Raw genomic sequence first — 21456 nt, forward strand, 5'->3', positions numbered from 1 at the left:
TCCAGCCCGGAAGCGCCTACATCTCTTCTACCAACACCACACCATCCAGCGATTTGACCGCCCCTTTCACCTGTGGCGTGATCGCGTAAAGCTGCCCAGTGTCGATGTCGTATTCCTGCCCGCGTTCGGGGTCGGTTATGCAAAAACACAATGGCCCACGCGCTTGCCCCTTGCCGTAACGGGCCAACAGGTTTGCAACCGCGCCAATGGCGTCCGGCGTTTCCACATGCACGCGCAGGCCCGCCGCACCCGCATCGGCCACGACCGCATCAATCGGCTGAATGCCGCGCGCCAGCAGTTTCAGGGTGTCGGCCTCCATCGTCGCCTCAACACTGATGACGACATTCTGCCCCGGCTCCAGGTATTGTCGCCCGGCTTCGAGTGCCTCGGAAAACACCGTGACCTCATAGAGGCCGGTCGAATCGGACAGTTGCACAAACGCAAAGCGATTACCGCGCGCTGATTTGCGCTCCTGCCGCGACGACACTGCGCCGGCAATGCGGGTCGCAATGCCGCCACCCGCCGCCTGTTTTTCGATCTCGGCCAGCGTCAGCACCTTCTTGCGCTTCAATGCGCCCGCGTAATCATCCAGCGGGTGGCCCGACAGGTAGAACCCGATGGCTTGGTGTTCGGCGGCCAGCCGTTCGGTGGGCAGCCAGTCATCCCCTTGGGCCATGCGCGGTTCGGGAATGTCGGTTCCGGCCTCGCCAAACAAGGACACCTGATTGGACGCGCGCGCCTCATGCACCGCAGCCGAATAGGTGACAAGCCCATCCAGACTGTCGAACACCCGGCGGCGGTTGCGGTCCAACTGGTCGAACGCGCCCGCCCGCGCCAGCATTTCCAGCGCGCGTTTACCAACGCGTTTCAGGTCTACCCGGCGGGCCATGTCAAACAGCGTGGCAAAGGGTTTGTCGCCGCGCCCGTCCACCAGCAGGCGCATGGCATCGACACCGACGTTTTTCAGCGCACCCAAGGCGTAGACCAACGCGCCGTCCTTCACATCGAACCGCGCCCGCGAGCGGTTCACGCAAGGCGGGATGACGGCAATGTTCAGCCGGTCCACTTCGCGCTTATACACCGCCAGCTTTTCGGTCAGGTGAATATCGCAATTCATCACACCGGCCATGAATTCGACCGGGTAATTCGCTTTCAGATACGCGGTTTGGTAGCTGACCACGGCATAGGCGGCGGCGTGCGATTTGTTGAAGCCGTAATTGGCGAATTTCTCCAGCAGGTCGAACACCTCGCCCGCCTTTTTCTCATTCACCCCGTTCTCAATCGCGCCTTTTACGAATTTCGGGCGTTCCTTGGCCATTTCCTCGGCGATCTTCTTGCCCATGGCGCGGCGCAACAGGTCCGCGCCGCCAAGCGAATAGCCCGCCATGACCTGCGCGATCTGCATCACCTGTTCCTGGTAAACGATGATGCCTTGGGTTTCCTCCAGGATATGGTCAATCGACGGGTGGATCGATTCGAGCTTTTTCTGCCCGTTCTTCACCTCGCAATAGGTGGGAATATTCTCCATCGGGCCGGGACGATACAGCGCCACGAGCGCCACGATATCTTCGATGCAGGTGGGTTTCATGCGCCGCAGCGCATCCATCATACCGGTGCTTTCCACCTGAAACACGGCCACGGTGCGGGCGCTTGCATAAAGCTTGTAACTTGCTTCATCATCAAGCGGGATCGCGGAAATATCCAGATCAACCCCACGCCGTTTCAGCAGATCGACCGCGTTCTGAATGACGGTCAGGGTTTTCAGGCCCAGAAAGTCGAACTTTACCAGCCCGGCTTGTTCCACCCATTTCATGTTGAACTGCGTGGCCGGCATGTCAGAGCGCGGGTCACGGTAGAGCGGCACCAACTGGTCCAACGGGCGGTCGCCAATCACGACACCGGCGGCGTGGGTCGAGGCATTGCGCAACAACCCTTCGACCTTTTGCGCATGGGTCAGCAGGCGATCGACTACCTCTTCCGATTTCGCCATCTCGCGCAGGCGCGGCTCGTCTGCCAAGGCTTTTTCAATGCTGACGGGCTTGACTCCTTCCACCGGAATCATCTTCGACAGCTTGTCGACCTGCCCAAAGGGCAATTGCAGCACCCGCCCCACATCGCGCACGGCAGCCTTGGACAGCAAAGCGCCGAAGGTGATGATCTGGCCAACCTTGTCATGGCCATATTTTTCCTGCGTGTAGCGGATCACCTCTTCCCGGCGGTCCATGCAGAAGTCGATGTCGAAATCCGGCATGGACACGCGCTCGGGGTTCAGGAAGCGCTCAAACAGCAGCGCATAGCGCAGCGGGTCCAGATCGGTGATGGTCAGCGCATAGGCCACAAGGCTGCCAGCACCCGACCCACGACCCGGCCCAACCGGAATGCCGTTATCCTTGGCCCATTTTATGAAATCGGCCACGATCAGGAAATAGCCCGGAAAGCCCATCCCCTCGATGATGCCCAGCTCGAATTCCAGCCGTTTCTCGTATTCCTCGACCGGGGCGGCATGGGGGATCACGGACAGTCGCGCGGCCAGCCCCTCGCGGGCCTGACGGCGCAATTCCTCGATCTCGTCCTCGGCAAAGCGGGGCAGGATCGGCGCGCGTTTCTCGGCCTTATAGGCGCAGCGGCGCGCGATCTCGACGGTGTTTTCAATCGCTTCGGGCAGGTCCGCGAATAGCGCGGCCATTTCTTCGGGCGTTTTCAGGTAATGCTGCGGCGTCAGGCGACGGCGCGGGGCGGCCTGATCGACATAGGCGCCTTCCTTGATGCACAACAGCGCGTCATGTGCCTGATACATGTCAGCGGCGGGGAAGTAGACATCATTGGTCGCGACCAACGGCAGGCCCATCTCATACGCCATCTCGACAAACGGGCGCTCGGTAACGCGCTCGGCCGCCATCATCTGGCCGTCTTCGCCCGCGTGGCGCTGCAATTCGACATAGAGCCGGTCCGGGAAGGCACGCGCCAGCCGTTCCAACAAAGCACGCGCTTTGGGCATCTGGTTGGTCTGCACCAGCTTGCCCAAACACCCCTCGGCCCCACCGGTCAGGCAGAGAATGCCGTCCGAATGTGCCTCCAGCTCTTCCAGCGTGACCTGCGGCACCGGGCGGTCCGTGGGCAGATACAGGCAGGAATTGAGCGCCATCAGGTTCATATAGCCCGCCTCGGACTGCGCCAGAAGCACCACGGGCGCGGGCATACGCAGCTTTTCACCCGGCGCGGGCGGGTCATAGGCCAAGGACACCTGACAGCCCAAGATAGGCTGCACCCCAAGCCCCGACGCCAGAACCGAAAACTCCAAAGCCGCGAACATGTTGTCCGTGTCCGTCACGGCAATTGCCGGATAGCCCTTGTCGGCGCAGGTCTTGACCAGCTTCTTCAGGGGCACCGCCCCTTCCAGAAGCGAATACTCGGTATGGGTGCGCAGATGGATGAAGCGGGGAGCGTTTGTCATGGACCGATCCTAGTCCGGGCTGCTAAAAGGCGAAAGATCGAATGGCGATCTTGCAGGCATTTTTGCCCTGTTTATCTGCGACCGTGCAGCTTTCGCTTGCCACCGGAGCCTTGTCACGGTTTGCTGTCGAATGGTCCAGAGTAGCAGGGAAGCCCCGACAATATGACAGCCAGCGCCCCCCTGTTACAGCTTTCCGGCCTGACCAAGGCTTATCCGGGCGTTGTGGCCAATGACGATGTGTCTTTCAACATTGGCCCCGGCCAGATTCATGCGCTGCTGGGCGAGAATGGCGCGGGCAAGTCCACTCTGGTCAAAATGGTCTACGGCCTTGTCAAACCCGACGCGGGCGAGATGCGGCTGCGCGGGCAGGCGTTTGCGCCCGGTCAGCCATCGGATGCGCGCAAAAGCGGCATTGCAATGGTGTTCCAGCATTTCAGCTTGTTCGATGCGCTGGACGTGGCCGAAAATGTGGCCCTTGGGATGGAAAATCCGCCGCCTCTGCGCGATCTGGCCAAGCGGATCCGCGACGTGTCGGAAGCTTACGGACTGCCGCTGGACCCCACACGCTTGGTCGGGGAACTATCCGCAGGCGAACGCCAGCGGGTCGAAATTATTCGCTGCCTGCTGCAAGATCCCAAGCTGTTGATTATGGATGAACCAACCAGCGTTCTGACCCCGCAAGAGGTGGATATCCTGTTTCGCACCCTGCGCAAATTGTCGGATGAAGGCACGGCGATTCTGTATATCAGCCACAAGCTGGACGAGATACGCGCGCTCTGCTCGGAAGCGACAATCCTGCGCGGCGGCAAAAAGGTTGCCACTTGCGACCCGCGCGAGAAATCGGCGCGTGATCTGGCGGAACTGATGGTCGGCCAGCTTCTGACACCGCCCGAACGCCCCGCGCGACCTTTTGGCGATGTGGTCTTGCAGGTGGATGGTTTGTCGCTGGCCTCGAACAACCCATTCGGCACGTCCTTGAAGGACATCAATTTCGCCCTGCGCGCGGGGGAGGTGCTTGGCATTGCCGGCGTGGCAGGCAACGGGCAGGATGAATTGTTGCTGGTGCTGTCTGGCGAATTGGCCAGCCCTTCCGACCGCGTGTGCTTGCTGGGCAAGCCTGTCGGGCAGCTTGGCCCGAACGGGCGGCGCGAACTGGGGCTTGTGGCAGCACCCGAAGAACGGCTGGGCCATGCCGCCGCCCCGGATATGTCGCTGACCGAAAACGCCTACCTGTCGGGCGCGCATCGCAAAGGGTTGGCAAAGAACGGCTTCATCGACTGGGACAAGACGCGCGGTTTCGCAGAATCCGTGATCGCCCGCTTCGATGTGCGGACACCGGGGCCGCATGTGGTCGCGCGCGCACTGTCGGGCGGAAATTTGCAGAAATTCGTCATTGGTCGAGAGATTGAACAAAACCCGGCGGTAATTATCGTGAACCAACCGACATGGGGGGTCGATGCCAGCGCCGCCGCGACCATTCGCCAAGCGCTGCTGGACTTGGCCAGCCAAGGCGCGGGTGTCGTGGTCATATCGCAAGACCTTGATGAACTTCTGGAAGTGGCCGACAGTTTCGCCGCGCTCAATGAGGGCCGATTGACCACACCGCGCCCCGCCAAGGGGCTGACGGTGGACGAGATTGGCCTGATGATGGGCGGCGCGCATGGCATGCATGTGGCAGAAGAGGTGGCGCAATGATCCGGCTGGAAAAACGGCTCGCCCCATCGAAACGCGCGCAATATCTGAACCCGTTTCTGGCTGTCGCGCTGACGATGATCGCAGGCGGGCTGATGTTCGCCGCCCTTGGCAAAGACCCGATCGCAGCCATCCGGCTGATTTTCTTTGACCCGATCTTCTCGGAACAATTCGGCAGCTATTCGCGCCCGCAACTGCTGATAAAATCTGCCCCGCTCATCCTGATCGCGGTGGGGCTGGCCATCGGCTTTCGCGCGGGCATCTGGAATATTGGCGCGGAGGGGCAATACATTATCGGCGCGCTCTGCGGCGCGGGTGTGGCGCTGGCGTTCTACCCAATGGAAGGCTGGTTCATCTTTCCGCTGATGATCTTTGCGGGGGCATTGGGCGGGTTTTTATGGGCCATGATCCCGGCCATTCTGAAAACCCGGTTCAATACCAACGAAATCCTTGTGTCATTGCTGCTGGTCTATGTTGCGGAAAAGCTGCTGGCGGGCATGGCGCTGGGGCTTATGCGCAACCCCGATGTCGCGGGCTTTCCCGGATCACGCGATTTACGCCGCTATGAGAGCGCGCATAATGCCGACCTGATCGCAAACACAGGCATGCATTGGGGCGTGGTCGCGGCCATGATCGCTGTCATCTTTGCCTATGTCATGATGACCCGGCACAGCCTTGGCTATCAAGTGCGACTGGCCGGCCAGGCTCCGCGCGCGGCGCGGTTTGCCGGCGTGTCGCCCACGCGACTGGTCGTGACCTGCTTTGGCATCGCAGGCGTGCTCGCGGGCTTGGCCGGTATGTTCGAGGTCAGCGGCCCCTCTGGCCAAGTGCGGATCGACTTTGCCAGCGGCTACGGGTTTACCGCGATCATCGTGGCGTTCCTTGGGCGGCTAAACCCAATCGGCATTGTGCTGGCGGGGCTGTTGCTTGGCCTGACCTATATCGGCGGAGAGCTGAGCCAGATGATGCTCCAACTGCCCGGCGCGGCCATTCAGGTGTTCCAAGGGATGCTGTTGTTCTTCCTGCTGGCGCTGGATTTCCAGACAAATTATCGGCTGCGGCTGACGAAAGGGGCACGCGCATGATCCTTGGGTCCATTCAACCTGCCGTGCTGATCGCAGCGCTGATGGTGGCGGCAACACCGATCCTGCTGGCCGCGATTGGTGAATTGGTCGTGGAAAAAGCGGGCGTCCTCAACCTTGGAGTCGAGGGCATGATGATTCTTGGCGCGGTCGCGGGCTTTATCGTGGCGGTGCAGACCGGCAACGCGACCTTGGGCTTTATCGGCGCGGCAGTCGCGGGCGGGCTGCTAGCGTTGCTATTTGCACTGCTGACTCAAGTGCTTATGGCCAATCAGGTCGCCTCTGGCCTTGCCCTCACGCTGTTCGGCTTGGGCCTGTCGGCCCTGTTGGGGCAATCCTATGTCGGCATATCGCCCCCGCGCACGCCCAAGCTGGACTTGGGGCCGCTGTCCGACATCCCCTTCGTGGGTCGTGCGTTTTTCAGCCATGACGCGCTGGTTTATGTCGCCATCGCCATCGTAATCGGCGTCTGGTGGTTCCTGAAATACAGCCGCGCCGGGCTGATCCTGCGCGCGGTGGGTGAAAACCACGATGCCGCGCATGGGCTGGGCTATCATGTGAAACGCGTGCGCGCACTGGCCATCGTCTTCGGCGGGGCCTGCGCGGGGCTTGGCGGCGCCTACCTGTCGCTGATCCGCGTGCCGCAATGGACCGAAGGCATGACCGCAGGTGCCGGCTGGATCGCGCTCGCACTGGTTGTATTCGCAAGCTGGCGGCCCTTCCGCGCGCTCGCAGGTGCCTATCTGTTCGGCGGAATTGTTGTTTTGCAACTGAATTTGCAAGCTGCTGGCGTCAAGATACCCGTAGAATACTTGTCAATGTCGCCTTACCTGATAACGATCATTGTGCTTGTGTTCATATCGTCGGGCAAAGCGCGCGGGTCGCTGAATGCACCCGGCTCGTTGAACCGACCGTTCCATGCCTCGGGCTGAGGCAATTTGCTGCCACCACAGGGAGAAACACCTAAAATGACCCTCAAAACAATCCTCGGCGCTGCCACCGCGCTTGGCCTTGCGCTTGCCGCACCGGCCTTTGCCCAAGACCCGACCAAGGTCGGCTTTATCTATGTCGGCCCCGTCGGCGACCACGGCTGGAGCTACACTCACGATCAGGGCCGTCTGGCAGTCGAAGCCGAATTCGGCGACGCGGTCGAAACCACCTATATAGAGAATGTCGCAGAAGGCCCCGACGCAGAACGGGTCATCACCCAGATGGCACTTGGCGGCGCAGACATCATCTTCGCCACATCCTTCGGCTATGGCCCGGAAATGAACAACGTCGCCGCGCGCTTCCCCGATATCAAGTTCGAGCATGCGACCGGCTACATGCAGGAACAGCCCAATATCAGCTTGTATAACGCGCGCTTCTACGAAGGCCGTGCCGTTATCGGGCATATTGCAGGCAAGATGACCGAAACCAACAAGGTCGGCTATATCGCGTCCTTCCCGATCCCAGAGGTCATCATGGGCATCAACGCGGCCTATCTGGCTGCCAAGGCCGTGAACCCGGATGTCGAATTCTCGATTATCTGGGCCTATTCTTGGTATGATCCGGCACAGGAAGCCGCTGCCGCAGAAGCGCTGATCGAACAAGGTGCCGACATTATCATGCAGCACACCGATTCGACCGCACCGCTTACGGTTGCGCAAGACGCGGGCGTGATGGGCTTTGGCCAAGCCTCCGACATGTCTGGCTTCGCGCCGGATTCGCACCTGACCGGCATCGTCGATGTCTGGGCGCCCTATTACATCGACCGGGTCAAGGCGGTGATGGATGGCACATGGGAGCCGGTGAATGTCTGGCACGGCATTGACGAAGGCATGGTCGGTTTCGCGCCATTCAACGACAAGATCCCGGCAGAGCTGGTCGCTGAGGCCGAGGGCATGATTGCCGCGATTGCGGATGGCAGCTTCCACCCGTTCACCGGCCCGATCAACCGTCAGGACGGCACGCCATGGTTGGCCGAAGGCGAAGTCGCCGATGATGGCACGCTGCTAGGCATGGATTTCTATGTCGAGGGGATCACCTCGGAAATCCCGAACTGATCTGAGCTGATTTTGCGAAGCCCCCGGCCAATGCCGGGGGCTTTTGCATATCCGGGAATGGCGTTAAACGTGGCACCGAACCGTCAGAGGATGACCCATGCCCCCTGCCCCTCCCCGCGCTTGGCAACGAATGCTTTCCGGTCGCAGGCTGGACCTGCTGGACCCGACGCCGGTCGACATAGAAATCGAAGACATCGCGCATGGCCTTGCCTTCGTGGCGCGCTGGAATGGGCAAACCAAGGGCGACTGGCCCTATTCCGTGGCCGAACACTCGCTTCTGGTGGAGCGTATTTTTACGCGCGCGGGCAAACCCCCGGAACCGCGTTGGCAACTCGCCGCGCTGCTGCATGATGCGCCGGAATATGTGATTGGCGATATGATCTCGCCCGTGAAAGCAGCCGTTGGCCCGGATTATGGCGCGCTGGACGCCCGTTTAACCGCCGCGATCCACATCCGGTTCGGGCTGCCTGCTGTTTTGCCAGTGACAATCAAGCGACGGATCAAGGCGGCAGACAAAGTGTCTGCTTGGCTGGAAGCAACTCAAATTGCCGGATTCTCAGAGGCCGAGGCGACCCGCTTTTTCGGTCGCCCCGACCCGGAACACTTGCAAGAGCTATCGCTGAACCTGACGCCGCCCGCCGATGCGCGGGCACGCATGTTGGCGCGCCACGCAGAATTACTGGCGCAGCTTTAACCCTTCATCCCGTCCCAGAAGCCTTTTACCTTGGTAAAGAAAGAGCTGGCTTCGGGATTGTTCTCGACGCTCAGCTTCTCGAATTCCTCCAGAAGTTCTTTCTGCCGGGCGGTCAGGTTGACGGGGGTTTCCACCGCAAGTTCAATGAGCATGTCGCCATGTCCCGCGCCCCGCAATGCGGGCATACCCTTGCCGCGCAGCCGCATCTGGCGACCAGACTGGCTGCCCGCAGGCACCTTTACACGCGAGCGCCCGCCATCGATGGTTGGCACCTCGACCTCGCCACCCAAGGCAGCACGCGCGACGCTGACCGGCACACGGCAAAACAAGGTCATCGCGTCGCGTTTGAACAGGGCATGTTCAGCCACATTGACAAAGATATACAGATCGCCCGCAGGACCACCGCGCAAGCCGGCCTCGCCCTCGCCCGACAGGCGGATACGGGTGCCGGTTTCGACGCCTGCCGGGATGTTGACCGACAGGTTCGCCTCTTTTTCCATACGGCCCGCGCCGCCACAGGCCTTGCATGGGTTCTTCACGATCTGTCCCGCGCCGCCACAGGTTGGGCAGGTGCGTTCGACCGTGAAAAAACCCTGCTGCGCGCGCACTTTGCCCATGCCCGAACAGGTCGGACAGGTCACGGGTTCCGCGCCACCTTCTGCCCCCGACCCGTTGCAAGAATCACATTCTGACAAGCGCGGCACGCGGATGGTTTTGCGAGTGCCCGAATACGCCTCTTCCAGCGTGACGCGCATGTTGTAGCGCAAATCCGAACCGCGGCTGGCGCGGGAACGGCCACCACCCCCACGCCCGCCGACGAAATCGCCGAACAGGTCTTCGAATACATCGGAAAAGGCGCTGGCAAAATCGCCATTGCCGCCACCAAATCCCGGATGCCCGCCGCCGCGCTGCCCTGCGCCCACGCCCCCGTCGAAGGCAGCATGACCGTAGCGGTCATATGCAGCTTTGCGCTCCGGGTCTTTCAGCGCATCATAGGCTTCATTAATTTCTTTGAACTGCGCTTCGGCATTGGGGTTGTCCGCATTGCGGTCCGGGTGCAGTTCCTTGGCCTTCTTGCGATAGGCTTTCTTGATCTCATCCGCCGATGCGGACCGGCTGACACCCAGCAGGTCGTAGAAATCTGGCTTGGCCATGGCTGTGGGCTCCGAACACGGGGACCGGCCTGACCTTGGTCAGACCGGTCCTGTTTGGCTATCGGACAGGCTTACTTGCGCTTGTCGTCTTCAAGATCTTCGAAATCGGCATCAACGATGTCTTCATCAACATCGCGCGGGCCGTCTTCGTCGGAAGAGTCGCCCTCGGCCTTTTCGGCCTGCGCCTTGTAGATCGCCTCGCCCAGCTTCATCGACGCTTCGGTGACATTCTGGATACCGGACTTGATCTTGCCCGCATCCTCACCTTCCAGCGTGTCTTTCAGCGCGACAATCGCAAGCTCGATGGCTTCGACCGTGGTCGGGTCCACCTTGTCCTTGTATTCCTCAAGCGATTTCTCGGTCGAGTGGATCAGGCTTTCCGCTTGGTTCTTGGCCTCTACCAACTCGCGACGCGCCTTGTCGGCTTCGGCATTTGCCTCGGCATCCCGCACCATTTGTTCGATATCGGCATCCGACAGACCGCCGGAAGCTTGGATCGTGATCTTCTGCTCGCGGCCTGTGCCCTTGTCCTTGGCGGACACGTTCACGATGCCGTTCGCATCGATGTCGAAGGTCACCTCGATCTGCGGCATACCGCGCGGCGCTGGTGGAATTTCTTCAAGGTTGAACTGGCCCAACATCTTGTTGTCAGCGGCCATTTCCCGCTCACCTTGGAAAACCCGAATGGTCACTGCATTCTGATGGTCTTCTGCGGTCGAGAAGACTTGCGATTTCTTCGTCGGGATCGTCGTGTTGCGGTCAATCAACCGGGTGAACACGCCCCCAAGCGTTTCAATGCCCAAGCTCAGCGGTGTCACGTCCAGCAGGACCACGTCTTTCACGTCGCCTTGCAGAACACCTGCCTGAATGGCCGCCCCCATGGCAACCACCTCATCCGGGTTTACACCCTTATGCGGTTCCTTGCCAAAGAAGCCGGTCACTTCCTCGATTACCTTGGGCATGCGGGTCATACCACCGACCAAGATCACCTCGTCAATGTCGCCCTTGGACAGCCCGGCATCTTTCAGCGCGGCGGCACAGGGCTTCAGAGAGTTCTTGATAAGGTCGCCGACCAAGGATTCCAGCTTGGCACGGGTCAGTTTCATAACCATGTGCAGCGGCTGGCCAGTGTTCTTGTCCATAGAGATGAACGGCTGGTTAATTTCGGTCTGCTGCGACGAGGACAGTTCGATCTTTGCCTTTTCGGCCGCTTCTTTCAGGCGTTGCAGCGCCATCTTATCGGCGGTCAGGTCGACACCGTTCTCTTTCTTGAACTCACCTGCAAGGTAGTTAACGATTCGCATGTCGAAGTCTTCACCTCCAAGGAACGTGTCCCCGTTGGTTGATTTCACTTCAAACAGGCCATCGTCGATTTCCAGAATGGTTATGTCGAACGTGCCGCCACCAAGGTCATAAACCGCAATGGTCTTGCTGTCTTTCTTGTCCAGACCGTAAGCCAGCGCAGCCGCCGTCGGCTCGTTGATAATGCGCAGCACTTCCAGACCAGCGATCTTGCCGGCATCCTTGGTGGCTTGGCGTTGGGCGTCGTTGAAATAGGCGGGCACGGTGATAACGGCTTGCGTCACCTTTTCGCCCAGATAGCTTTCGGCGGTTTCCTTCATCTTTTGCAGAATGAAAGCCGACACCTGGCTGGGGCTGTATTTTTCGCCGCGGGCTTCGACCCACGCATCGCCATTGCCACCATTCACGATGGAATAGGGGACAAGGTTCTTGTCCTTCTCGACCTCTGCATCGGTCAGGCGGCGCCCGATCAGGCGCTTGACGGCGAATACCGTGTTGGTCGGGTTGGTCACGGCCTGGCGCTTGGCGGGCTGGCCGACAAGGCGCTCATCTTCCGTGAACCCCACGATAGATGGCGTGGTGCGTGCCCCTTCGGCGTTTTCAATAACGCGGGGCTGGCTGCCATCCATAATGGCAACGCAAGAGTTGGTTGTCCCAAGGTCGATACCGATGACTTTGGCCATGTATTTCATCCTCTTCTTCAAGCGATGGAGCAGGAAGGTCCGCAACGGCCCCTGCCTGCCCGAATGTTCGGCCCTTTCGGGCGCTTGGTCGCTATATAGGTAGGGGGTCTGGGGGCTGCAACCGTCACAGCTTTGTGAAATTTGCCCAAGCCCATAAAAATCTTGCCGTCAGGCCGCCAAACCGCGCCCCCGCAGCAGTGCATCCACCCCCGGCATACGGCCTCGGAAGGCGGTGTAAAGCGTTTCAGCCTCTGCGCTGCCACCGGCAGACAGGATAAACCGTTCCAGCTTGGCCGCTGTTGCAGGGTCGAACGCATCCCCGGCCTCGCGGAAAGCGTCAAACGCGTCGGCATCCATCACCTCGGACCACATGTAGCTGTAATAGCCGCTGGAATAACCATCGCCCGAAAACACATGCGCGAAATGGGGCGTGGCGTGGCGCATCCGAATGGCTTGGGGCATGCCCAAAGCGTCGAGCACCTCGGCCTGTTTTTGCATTGGGTCCGACGGTGGCGGTCCAGCGTGAAATTCCAGATCCACCAAGGCAGAGGCGACATATTCCACCGTCGAAAATCCTTGGTCGAAATTCTGCGCGCCCAGCAGGCGGTCCAGCATTTCCTGTGGCATCGCCGCGCCCGTTTCCACATGGCGGGCATGTTCGGCCAGCACTTCGGGCACCTCCAGCCAATGCTCATAAAGCTGGCTGGGCAGTTCGACGAAATCGCGCGCAACTGAGGTGCCGGAAATGAACCCATGCGTCACGTCCGACAGTATCTGATGCAACGCGTGGCCGAATTCGTGAAACAACGTGCGCGCGTCATCATAGGACAACAGCGCCGGGTCGCCTTTGGCGAAGTTGCAGATATTGACCACGATGGGCCGCACCTCTCCGCCCAGCTTGCGCTGGCTGCGCATAGTCGAACACCACGCCCCCGACCGCTTGGACCCGCGCGCAAAGTAGTCGCCAATGAACACGGCCATGTGGCGGCCATCTCGCGTAACCTCCCAGGCGCGGGCATCGGCGTGATACAGCGGCACATCCAAGGCGCGGAATTCCAGCCTGAACAGCTTTTGCGCGCAGTCAAAAGCCGCTGCGATCATGTTGTCCAAGCTCAGATACGGCTTCAGCGCGGCCTCATCCAAGTCATACTCGGCGCGGCGCAGCTTTTCGGCGTAGTAACGCCAATCCCATGGCTGCAACGGGCCACTTTCCCCATCCGCCTGCAACATCGCTTCCAGCTTGGTGGCGTCGCCCATCGCCTTGGCGCGTGCGGGCTTCCAGACCTGCATCAGCAAGTCGCGCACCGCATCCGGGGTGCCGGCCATTTCGGTTTCCAACTTGTAATCGGCGAAACTGTCATAGCCCAGCAGCTTGGCGCGCTCTGCGCGCAGGGCCAGCACCTCGGCAGCGATTGCGCGGTTGTCCGTGTCGCCACCATTCGCCCCGCGCCCGGTCCAGGCGGTGTAAGCGCGCTCACGCAGGTCGCGGCGCTTGGAAAGTTGCAGGAACGGCACGATAAGCGACCGCGACAGCGTAATGACATGACCCTCCATGCCGCGCTCTTCCGCCGCCGCACTGGCGCTGGAAATCACGAAATCGGGCAGGCCAGACAGATCATCCAGCGGCATATACCAGCCGCGTTCATCGGCCAGCAGGTTCTGCGTGAATTGCGTGCCAAGGCTGGCGAGCCGGGATTTTACGTCGGTCAGTCGGGCAGCCGCGTCACCTTCCAGCGCCGCACCCGCGCGCACGAACATCCGCCGATACAGCATAAGCACGCGGTCCTGTTCTGCATCCAGCCCCAGTGTATCGCGCGCCTGCCATAGGGTTTCGATCCGGTCGAACAGCGCACGGTTGTTGACGATCTGAGACGAATAGGCCGACAGCTTCGGCGACAATTCGCGCTGCAAGGCTTCGCGTGCCGGTGTGCTATCCGCCCCTGCGAGGTTGAAGAACACCCCCGCCACACGGTCCAGAACGGCATCCGCCTGCTCCATCGCCTCGACCGTGTTGGCATAGCTTGGCGCGTCCGCGTTTTCAGCAATCGCGGCATAGGCCGCACGCCCCTCGGCCATCGCAGCCTCAAACGCAGGCGCGAAATCGGCATCCGTAATATCTGCAAACGGGGGCAGTTGGAAATCCGACTGCCAGTCGGCCAGAAGCGGGTTGGTCATGATCGGGCCTTTCCTGTTGCGCCAAGACGCAAGCTAGGGCCGATCCGACACGGGTTCAACGCAGAACTAGGCGCGCGCCTCGTCCTTCGCGGCCTCTACCTCTGCACTTGCTGCCTCTGCCTCGGCCTCTGCGTTTTCCACCGACCAGGCGGCCGCTGCTTCAACCGCGACAGCCGATGCTGTTGGCAGCACCCCGATATAGCTTTCGGTTTCGGAAGCAGGCACCGCTGCGCGCTGCGTCATGCGATAGAGCGCATAAAGCGCAATCGCGACAAATGTTACCCCCAAGGCCAGCCAGAACGCCATTGGCCCCAGTTGCTGCATGGCCGCGCCGGTGGCCATCGGTCCGAAAATAGCGCCCAGACCAAAGGTAAAGACCAACCCGCCAGAGGCCGCCGCCATATCCTCTGGCGCCAGCGTATCGTTGGTATAGGCCAGAAACAAAGCATAAAGGGGTGTCGTGACCCCGCCGGCGAAGAAAGCCGACAGCATGAGAAACCAGAAACTGCCACCGGTCATAAAGCCCAAGCCACAGAACCCCGCCCCCAAAACCGATGCACCAAAGATCAGTTGGCGCCTGTCTATCCTGTCCGATAACCAGCCGATGGGGTATTGCAGCACCAACGCGCCCGCGAACAGCATGGCCACGAAAAACGCGATCTGCCCTGCGCCCAAGCCAAGTTCGCTCCCGAACACAGCGCCCATGCCCGATTGCGTGGCATAAACGGCGCCCAGCAGGAAAATGCCCACCGTGCCCAACGGGGACGAGGTGAACAATTCGCGCAACGACATCGGGCGTGACACCTCTGCGGCAGGCACCGGGGTCGCGGATAGCAGGATCGGGCCGAAGGAAATCGACACAAGAATCGATGCGCCAATGAACAGCACCGAACTGGCAGCATCCCCAAGGCTGAGAAGCCCCTGGGCCCCGATAATCCCCAAAGTCTGGGCGATCATATAGGCCGACAGCACCTTGCCCCGGTTTTCATTGCTCGCGGCATTGTTCAGCCAGCTTTCAGCGGCAACATAAATGCCCGACATGCAAAACCCGATCACAATGCGCAGGATGGTCCAGAACCACGGCTCTGCAAGCAATGGAAAAGCGATCAGCCCGGCCGACATGAAACTGCCCAGCGCCGCGAAAACCCGCACATGGCCCACTCGCCGAATCAGCACCGGCGTGTAGCGCGCGCCAGACAGGAAGCCGACGAAATATCCCGAAGTGACGATCGACAATTCGAGCGCCGAGAACCCCTCGACCCCGCCACGCAGGCCGATTAGGGTAAAGTGCATACCATTGCCCAGCATGATAAGCACAATGCCAAGCAACAGCGCCCAGACGCCGGAAAACACCTGAAACATGGAACGAACCTTTCGCGCGTCGTCTGGCCGCCAGTATCTGTAAATACGCCGCAAACAGTTTATGCTGCACCGCCGCATAAACGCTTGGAACCGACATGCCGGGCAAAACTTTGCTAGACAGACACGCGTTACCGGCGCATGGCAGCGACAGTCCGGCGCTCTAGATTGTCATCTGGGCCGGAGAGGAGCACAAATTATGACGGTCTCTTTACTGGGTTTGGGCTGCGTAACGCCTCCGCACGTCCTGCCCCAGACCCTTGCAGAGGAAACCGCCCGCAGCTTGCTTGGGCCGCGCTATCCGGAATTTGAACGGATCGCCCCCAGCTTCCAGACAGCCGGTGTTCGCACGCGGTATTGCGCGGTCCCGATTGACTGGTTCAGCGACGACAAGCGCTGGTCAGACCGCAATGCCGCCTATCTGGAGGGGGCGACCGCGCTGTTCACGCGTGCGGCGCAGGCTGCGCTTGACAAGGCCGGGCTGACTGCGGGCCAGATCGACACAGTTGTCACCGTCTCGACAACCGGCATTGCCACACCCAGCCTCGAGGCACGCGCCCATGCGGCCATGGGGTTTCGCCCAGACATTCAGCGCGTGCCGGTCTTTGGCCTTGGGTGCGCGGGCGGGGTCAGCGGCTTGGCGCTGGCACAGCAACTGGCCTTGGCCGCGCCGGGGTCCAACGTGCTGATGGTGGCGGTGGAAACCTGCTCGCTGTCGTTTCGCACCGACCGGATGCAAAAGGCCGACATTATCGCCACGGTTCTGTTTGGCGATGGGGCAGCAGCGGCGGTGCTGTCCACCAAGGGCGAAGGTCCGCAGCTTGGCACGGGACGGCAGGTGCTCTGGCCCAACACGTTGCAGATCATGGGATGGGACGTGGATGATACCGGACTTGGCGTGGTGTTCGACCGTTCCATCCCCGGCTTCATGACAGAGCATTTTGCCCAAGCCGCCACTCAGGCGCTTGACGCCGCTGGCCTGACCGCCACGCAAATCGACCGCTTCGTGTGCCATCCTGGCGGGGCCAAGGTGGTCACGGCCATCGAGGGGGCATTGGACTTACCCAAAGGCTCGCTTGATGCCGAACGCGACACGCTGCGCGACTATGGCAACATGTCGGCACCCACGGTGCTGTTCGTGCTGGAGCGCGTATTGGCCAGCGGCGCAACCGGCCAGATGATGCTCGCGGCCCTTGGTCCCGGCTTTACCGCGTCTTTCTTGCCGGTGCGCGTGCCATGACCCCTGCCCTGTGGTTCCTTGCGTTCATCATCGCGCAGCGCCTGTCGGAACTTGTCATCGCCAAGCGCAACACCGCGCGGCTACTTGCCCAAGGCGCGACCGAACATGGCGCGGCGCATTACCCGGCAATGGTCGCCATGCACAGCGCTTGGATCGTGGCATTGGTGGTGTTTGGATGGAACAATCCGGTATCATGGCCGTGGCTGGCGGTATTCGCGGTGTTGCAGGTGTTCCGGCTCTGGATACTTTTCACACTTGGGCCGCGCTGGACTACCCGCATCATCGTGCTGCCCGAACCCTTGGTGGCGCGCGGCCCCTTCCGTTTTATGCGCCACCCCAATTACGCGCTGGTCGTGGCAGAGATCATTGTCGCCCCTATGGTCTTGGGGCTGGTCTGGGTGGCCGCGCTCTGGACGGTGTTGAACGCGGCCATGCTATGGGTCCGCATCCGGGCAGAGGATCGGGCGCTGGCGCCCTTGCGTTAGGCAGGCGGGCTTGATGCCAGATATCTTAACGGGTTAACTGATAGCCGGACCAACACCACTTGGGGGAAACATGCGCATTCTGTTCACCGGCGGCTCTGGCAAGGCCGGTCGCCATGCAATCGCCTATCTGCTGGCGCAAGGCCATAGGGTGCTGAATGTGGACCTGACCCCGTTGGATATGCCGGGCGTCGACAACCGCATTGCCGATATTGCCGATGCCGGGCAGATGTTCGACGTCATGGCCAGCTACGCGGGCTTTGACGAGCTGGACGCAGGCACGGGCGTGCCGCGTTTCGATGCGGTGGTGCATTTCGCCGCCGTGCCCCGCATTCTGCTGAAAAGCGATAACGAGTGTTTCCGCGTCAACACCCAAGGCACCTATAACGTGCTGGATGCCGCGCTGAAATTCGGGGTGCGCAAGGTGATCTTCGCGTCGTCGGAAACCACCTATGGAATCTGCTTTGCGGATGGGGAGCGCAAGCCAGACTACCTGCCCATTGACGAAGATCACCCCACCATTCCCGAAGACAGCTACGCCATGTCAAAGGTCGTCAATGAGGCGACGGCGCGGTCTTTTCAGCGCCGCACGGGCGCGGATGTCTATGGGTTGCGGATAAACAACGTGGTGGAACCGCACGAATATGCGCGCGACTTTCCGGGCTATGTCGCCAATCCGGCCAGCCGTCGGCGCAACATCTTCGCCTATATCGACGCGCGCGATCTGGGGCATATGGTTGCGTGTTGCCTAGCGGTCGATGGTCTGGGCTATGAAGTGTTCAATGTGGCGAATGACACGCATTCGGTCGCAATGAGCACCGACGACCTGCTGGCGACCTTTTACAAAAGCGTCCCGGTCCGTCACGCGCTTGGGCCGCGTGACAGCTTCTACAGCAACGCCAAGGCCAAGGCGCTGCTGGGGTTTGATCCCCAGCACAATGATTGGCCCAGCCTGCTGGACGGCTAGCGCTCAGCCATCCTTGCGGATGGTTGCGTTGGTTGGGTCATAGGGGCTGTCACAGGTGACGGTCGCGTCCCACAATTCGTTGAACATACGGACCTTAAGCCTGGTCCCTTCCACCGCAAGGTCGGGACGGACATAGCCCATACCGATGGATTTGCCGAAGGCCACCGAATAGCCGCCAGAGGTCAGGCGGCCCACCTTGGTGTCGCCGTCATAAAGTGCCTCGCGGCCCCATGGGTCGGCATCTTCAGGGCCATCAATCAGCAGCGTGCAGCATTTGGACCGCACGCCCGTCGCCTCCATCGCGGCCTTGCCGTGGAAATCCTTGGACATGTCGATAAAGCGCGGCAGATCAGCCTCCATCGGCGTGGCATCGCGGCCCAATTCATTGCCGAAAGCGCGGTAGGATTTTTCCTGCCGCAGCCAGTTCTGCGCCCGCGCACCAACCAGCTTCAGCCCGACATCTTCGCCCGCCGCCATCAACTGGTCGAACAGGTAGGTCTGCATCTCGATCGGGTGGTGCAACTCCCAGCCCAATTCGCCGGTATAAGCCACGCGCACGGCGCGGACCGGGCACATGCCAAGCTCGATATTGCGCCATGACAGCCACGGGAAGCGCTTGTTCGACAAGACGGTGGCAGGGTCCGCATCTTTCACCAGCTTGCCCAGCAAATCGCGCGATTTCGGGCCAGCAACTGCAAACACACCCCATTGCGTGGTCACATCATGAATGTCGATCCAGCCGAAATCAGCCATCTTGTCTTGCGCGGCTTTCAGCAGGTAGTCACTGTCATAGGCGGTCCAAGCGCCGGCAGAAATCAGGTAATACTCATCCTCTGCCAGCCGGACGATGGTGTATTCGGTGCGCGTGGTGCCGTTGGCGGTCAGCGCATAGGTCAGGTTGATGCGGCCAACCTTGGGCAGCTTGTTGCAGGTAAACCAATCCAGAAACTGCGTCGCGCCCGGTCCGCGCACAAGGTGCTTGGTGAAGGCGGTCGCGTCGATCATGCCGACGCCTTCGCGGATCGCCTTCGCCTCTTCGACCGCGTATTGCCACCAGCCGCCCCGGCGGAAGCTGCGCGCGGCGTGATCGTCGAACCCTTCGGGCGCGTAGTAATTCGGGCGCTCCCAGCCGTTCACGCAGCCAAACTGCGCGCCGCGCGCTTTTACCCGGTCGTAGCAGGGGGCTGTGCGCAAGGGGCGGCAGGCTTGGCGTTCTTCATCCGGATGGTGCAGGATGTAGACGTGTTCATAGGCTTCTTCATTCTTGCGCGCGCCGTATTCGGTCGTCACCCAAGACCCGAAGCGCTTGGGGTCCAGCGAGGCCATGTCGATCTCGGCTTCTCCCTGAACCATCATCTGCGCAAGGTAATGCCCGGTTCCACCAGCCGCCGTAATGCCAAAGCTGAATCCTTCGGCCAGCCACATGTTGCGCAGGCCCGGCGCCGGGCCAACCAGCGGGTTGCCATCAGGCGTGTAGCAGATCGGGCCGTTATAGTCGTCTTTCAGACCAACGGTTTCCGAGGACGGAATTCGGTGGATCATGGACATGTATTCTTCTTCAATCCGCTCCAGATCCAGCGGGAACAAGTCGGCGCGGAATGTATCGGGCACGCCATGTTCAAAACAGGCGGGCGCGTTACGTTCATACGGCCCCAGAATCCAGCCGCCTCGCTCTTCGCGGACATACCATTTCGCATCGGCATCGCGCAGAACCGGGTGTTCGGGGTTCGACTTACGATAGTCTACAAGTGCCGCGTCGGGTTCGGTCACGATGAACTGATGTTCCACCGGGATCGCGGGCATTTTGATGCCCAGCATCTTGGCCGTGCGTTGCGCGTGGTTGCCGGTGCAGGTGACGACATGCTCTGCGGTAATCTCGAACTGCTCATCGGACGCAACAAGATTGCCGCCCCTCTCCACCATCTTGGTGCACGTCACGACCCATTCCGACCCGGTCCAGCGATAGCCGTCAACCTGAACCTTGCGCACGATTTCAACGCCGCGCTGGCGGGCACCCTTGGCCATCGCCTGCGTCATGTCGGCGGGGTTGATATAGCCATCGGTCGGGTGAAAGATAGCGCCCTTCAGGTCTTCGGTGCGCACCAGCGGCCACCGTTCCTTGATCTGCGCGGGGGTCATCCATTCATAGGGAATACCAACCGTCTCGGCGGTGGACGCATAAAGCATATACTCGTCCATGCGCGCATCGGTCTGGGCCATGCGCAGGTTGCCGACCACGGCAAACCCGGCATTCAACCCGGTTTCCTCTTCCAGCGTTTTATAGAACTTCACGCTGTAATCGTGAATATGGCTGGTCGCATAGCTCATATTGAACAGCGGCAACAAGCCAGCGGCGTGCCATGTGCTACCCGATGTGAGCTCATCCCGCTCCAGAAGGGTGGTCTGCCAACCCGCTTTTGCAAGGTGATAAGCAACAGAGGCCCCGACGGCCCCACCGCCGACAACAAGAGCTTTGACATGGGTTTGCATGGACGCGCACTCCGGCAAGGATGAAACTTGCGCCTTCCTTCGCAAATCGGCGCTTGTTCGGGCCATGCCGTGGCGACGCTACGCGGTGGAAAAACGACGCGCCTGTAGCAGGCACGCCGTATCCGGGCATTTACCGCCCGAAATCGGCCTTATCGATCACCCCATCGCCATTACGGTCGATCATCGGAAACAGGCGCGCGCTGGCATCGTCGAATTCGGCAGTGGTAATCTGCCCGTCGCCATCGGCATCGTTAAAGGCTACCGCCATCGCGTCATGAATGATCTGACCCGGTCCATTGCCGCCATACCCGTCACCCTTGCCTTGGCCCTTGCGCTGCTCTGCCTCCACCGCCTCGCGGTCGGCAATGGTTTGCGCCATGTTCTGCAACTCTGCCGCGTCCAGCATGCCGCTGCCATCCAGATCGAACATCTCGAACAGGCTGGCGCGGCGCTCCAACACATCCGCAGGCGTAACGGCCCCGGTGCCCGATATGTCCCATTCCGCGATAAAGCCCGCGCCCGGCGTTCCATTGCCTTGGGCAAGAACGGGAAGCGGCAGAAGCAATGCGGCGGCAAGAATGGTAAGTTTCATGTGTATTTCCTTATGTTTTACATGCTTACAAACGCATCTGTTCAT

At 60.8% G+C, this 21456-nt stretch carries 15 protein-coding genes; 8 read left to right on the forward strand and 7 right to left on the reverse strand.

From position 1 onward, the window contains the following. Positions 1 to 16: 16 nt before the first annotated feature. Entirely contained in the window at positions 17 to 3454 is a 3438-nt protein-coding gene (dnaE, locus tag M3N55_RS02630; protein WP_249056117.1) for a DNA polymerase III subunit alpha, read from the reverse strand. 162 nt (positions 3455 to 3616) lie between these two features. Between dnaE and M3N55_RS02635 the strand changes: the two genes are divergently transcribed. The 5 genes from M3N55_RS02635 to M3N55_RS02655 all read left to right on the forward strand — a co-directional run bounded on the left by M3N55_RS02635 (position 3617) and on the right by M3N55_RS02655 (position 8967). Further along, on the forward strand, positions 3617 to 5149 hold the full coding sequence (locus tag M3N55_RS02635) for an ABC transporter ATP-binding protein (RefSeq protein WP_249056119.1): 1533 nt from the start codon (positions 3617 to 3619) through the stop codon (positions 5147 to 5149). Then, a complete protein-coding gene (locus tag M3N55_RS02640) occupies positions 5146 to 6231 on the forward strand; it encodes an ABC transporter permease (RefSeq protein WP_249056121.1) in 1086 nt (361 codons plus the stop codon). The genes M3N55_RS02635 and M3N55_RS02640 overlap by 4 nt, the downstream gene beginning before the upstream one ends. Further along, a complete protein-coding gene (locus M3N55_RS02645; RefSeq protein ID WP_249056122.1) occupies positions 6228 to 7160 on the forward strand; it encodes an ABC transporter permease in 933 nt (310 codons plus the stop codon). Before M3N55_RS02640 ends, M3N55_RS02645 begins: the two co-directional genes overlap by 4 nt. A gap of 36 nt (positions 7161 to 7196) precedes the next feature. Further along, positions 7197 to 8273 (forward strand): BMP family ABC transporter substrate-binding protein, encoded by a 1077-nt coding sequence (locus M3N55_RS02650; RefSeq protein WP_249056124.1) that lies wholly within the window; start codon positions 7197 to 7199, stop codon positions 8271 to 8273. 97 nt (positions 8274 to 8370) lie between these two features. Beyond that, the gene (locus tag M3N55_RS02655) at positions 8371 to 8967 is read left to right on the forward strand and encodes an HD family hydrolase (RefSeq protein WP_249056125.1); all 597 of its coding nucleotides are present in this window, start codon (positions 8371 to 8373) and stop codon (positions 8965 to 8967) included. Here M3N55_RS02655 and dnaJ read toward each other — a convergent pair. The 4 genes from dnaJ to M3N55_RS02675 all read right to left on the reverse strand — a co-directional run bounded on the left by dnaJ (position 8964) and on the right by M3N55_RS02675 (position 15643). After that, positions 8964 to 10121: a molecular chaperone DnaJ gene (gene dnaJ, locus M3N55_RS02660; protein ID WP_249056127.1), complete on the reverse strand. Its 1158-nt coding sequence runs from the start codon at positions 10119 to 10121 to the stop codon at positions 8964 to 8966. The genes M3N55_RS02655 and dnaJ overlap by 4 nt on opposite strands. Positions 10122 to 10192: 71 nt before the next feature. After that, a complete protein-coding gene (gene dnaK / locus M3N55_RS02665; protein WP_249056129.1) occupies positions 10193 to 12106 on the reverse strand; it encodes a molecular chaperone DnaK in 1914 nt (637 codons plus the stop codon). Positions 12107 to 12274: 168 nt separating this feature from the next. Further along, positions 12275 to 14281, reverse strand: a complete 2007-nt coding sequence (locus tag M3N55_RS02670; protein WP_249056132.1) for a M3 family metallopeptidase — start codon at positions 14279 to 14281, stop codon at positions 12275 to 12277. A 66-nt stretch (positions 14282 to 14347) separates the two neighbouring features. Then, a complete protein-coding gene (locus M3N55_RS02675) occupies positions 14348 to 15643 on the reverse strand; it encodes an MFS transporter (RefSeq protein WP_249056133.1) in 1296 nt (431 codons plus the stop codon). A 196-nt stretch (positions 15644 to 15839) separates the two neighbouring features. On the opposite strand from M3N55_RS02675, the gene M3N55_RS02680 reads away from it, so the two are divergent. From M3N55_RS02680 to M3N55_RS02690, 3 genes are all read left to right on the forward strand, one after another. Beyond that, a complete protein-coding gene (locus M3N55_RS02680; RefSeq protein ID WP_249056135.1) occupies positions 15840 to 16880 on the forward strand; it encodes a type III polyketide synthase in 1041 nt (346 codons plus the stop codon). Then, entirely contained in the window at positions 16877 to 17365 is a 489-nt protein-coding gene (locus tag M3N55_RS02685) for an isoprenylcysteine carboxyl methyltransferase family protein (protein WP_249056137.1), read from the forward strand. The genes M3N55_RS02680 and M3N55_RS02685 overlap by 4 nt, the downstream gene beginning before the upstream one ends. Positions 17366 to 17435: 70 nt before the next feature. Next, positions 17436 to 18329 (forward strand): NAD-dependent epimerase/dehydratase family protein, encoded by an 894-nt coding sequence (locus M3N55_RS02690; RefSeq protein WP_249056139.1) that lies wholly within the window; start codon positions 17436 to 17438, stop codon positions 18327 to 18329. Positions 18330 to 18332: 3 nt separating this feature from the next. On the opposite strand, the gene M3N55_RS02695 is transcribed toward M3N55_RS02690, so the two are convergent. Further along, positions 18333 to 20819 carry a GcvT family protein gene (locus M3N55_RS02695; RefSeq protein ID WP_249056140.1) on the reverse strand — a complete coding sequence of 829 codons (2487 nt, stop codon included), beginning with the start codon at positions 20817 to 20819 and terminating at the stop codon, positions 18333 to 18335. A gap of 130 nt (positions 20820 to 20949) precedes the next feature. After that, entirely contained in the window at positions 20950 to 21411 is a 462-nt protein-coding gene (locus M3N55_RS02700; protein WP_249056142.1) for an EF-hand domain-containing protein, read from the reverse strand. Positions 21412 to 21456: the final 45 nt, after the last annotated feature.

It is taken from the genome of Roseinatronobacter domitianus, assembly GCF_023336755.1.
Taxonomy (GTDB): Bacteria; Pseudomonadota; Alphaproteobacteria; order Rhodobacterales; family Rhodobacteraceae; genus Roseinatronobacter; species Roseinatronobacter domitianus.

Bases quoted from the DNA above. Each gene is read 5' to 3' on its own strand.
- dnaE (WP_249056117.1), bottom strand. From the start codon at position 3,454: ATGACAAACGCTCCCCGCTTCATCCATCTGCGCACCCATACCGAGTAT.
- M3N55_RS02635 (WP_249056119.1), top strand. From the start codon at position 3,617: ATGACAGCCAGCGCCCCCCTGTTACAGCTTTCCGGCCTGACCAAGGCT.
- M3N55_RS02640 (WP_249056121.1), top strand. From the start codon at position 5,146: ATGATCCGGCTGGAAAAACGGCTCGCCCCATCGAAACGCGCGCAATAT.
- M3N55_RS02645 (WP_249056122.1), top strand. From the start codon at position 6,228: ATGATCCTTGGGTCCATTCAACCTGCCGTGCTGATCGCAGCGCTGATG.
- M3N55_RS02650 (WP_249056124.1), top strand. From the start codon at position 7,197: ATGACCCTCAAAACAATCCTCGGCGCTGCCACCGCGCTTGGCCTTGCG.
- M3N55_RS02655 (WP_249056125.1), top strand. From the start codon at position 8,371: ATGCCCCCTGCCCCTCCCCGCGCTTGGCAACGAATGCTTTCCGGTCGC.
- dnaJ (WP_249056127.1), bottom strand. From the start codon at position 10,121: ATGGCCAAGCCAGATTTCTACGACCTGCTGGGTGTCAGCCGGTCCGCA.
- dnaK (WP_249056129.1), bottom strand. From the start codon at position 12,106: ATGGCCAAAGTCATCGGTATCGACCTTGGGACAACCAACTCTTGCGTT.
- M3N55_RS02670 (WP_249056132.1), bottom strand. From the start codon at position 14,281: ATGACCAACCCGCTTCTGGCCGACTGGCAGTCGGATTTCCAACTGCCC.
- M3N55_RS02675 (WP_249056133.1), bottom strand. From the start codon at position 15,643: ATGTTTCAGGTGTTTTCCGGCGTCTGGGCGCTGTTGCTTGGCATTGTG.
- M3N55_RS02680 (WP_249056135.1), top strand. From the start codon at position 15,840: ATGACGGTCTCTTTACTGGGTTTGGGCTGCGTAACGCCTCCGCACGTC.
- M3N55_RS02685 (WP_249056137.1), top strand. From the start codon at position 16,877: ATGACCCCTGCCCTGTGGTTCCTTGCGTTCATCATCGCGCAGCGCCTG.
- M3N55_RS02690 (WP_249056139.1), top strand. From the start codon at position 17,436: ATGCGCATTCTGTTCACCGGCGGCTCTGGCAAGGCCGGTCGCCATGCA.
- M3N55_RS02695 (WP_249056140.1), bottom strand. From the start codon at position 20,819: ATGCAAACCCATGTCAAAGCTCTTGTTGTCGGCGGTGGGGCCGTCGGG.
- M3N55_RS02700 (WP_249056142.1), bottom strand. From the start codon at position 21,411: ATGAAACTTACCATTCTTGCCGCCGCATTGCTTCTGCCGCTTCCCGTT.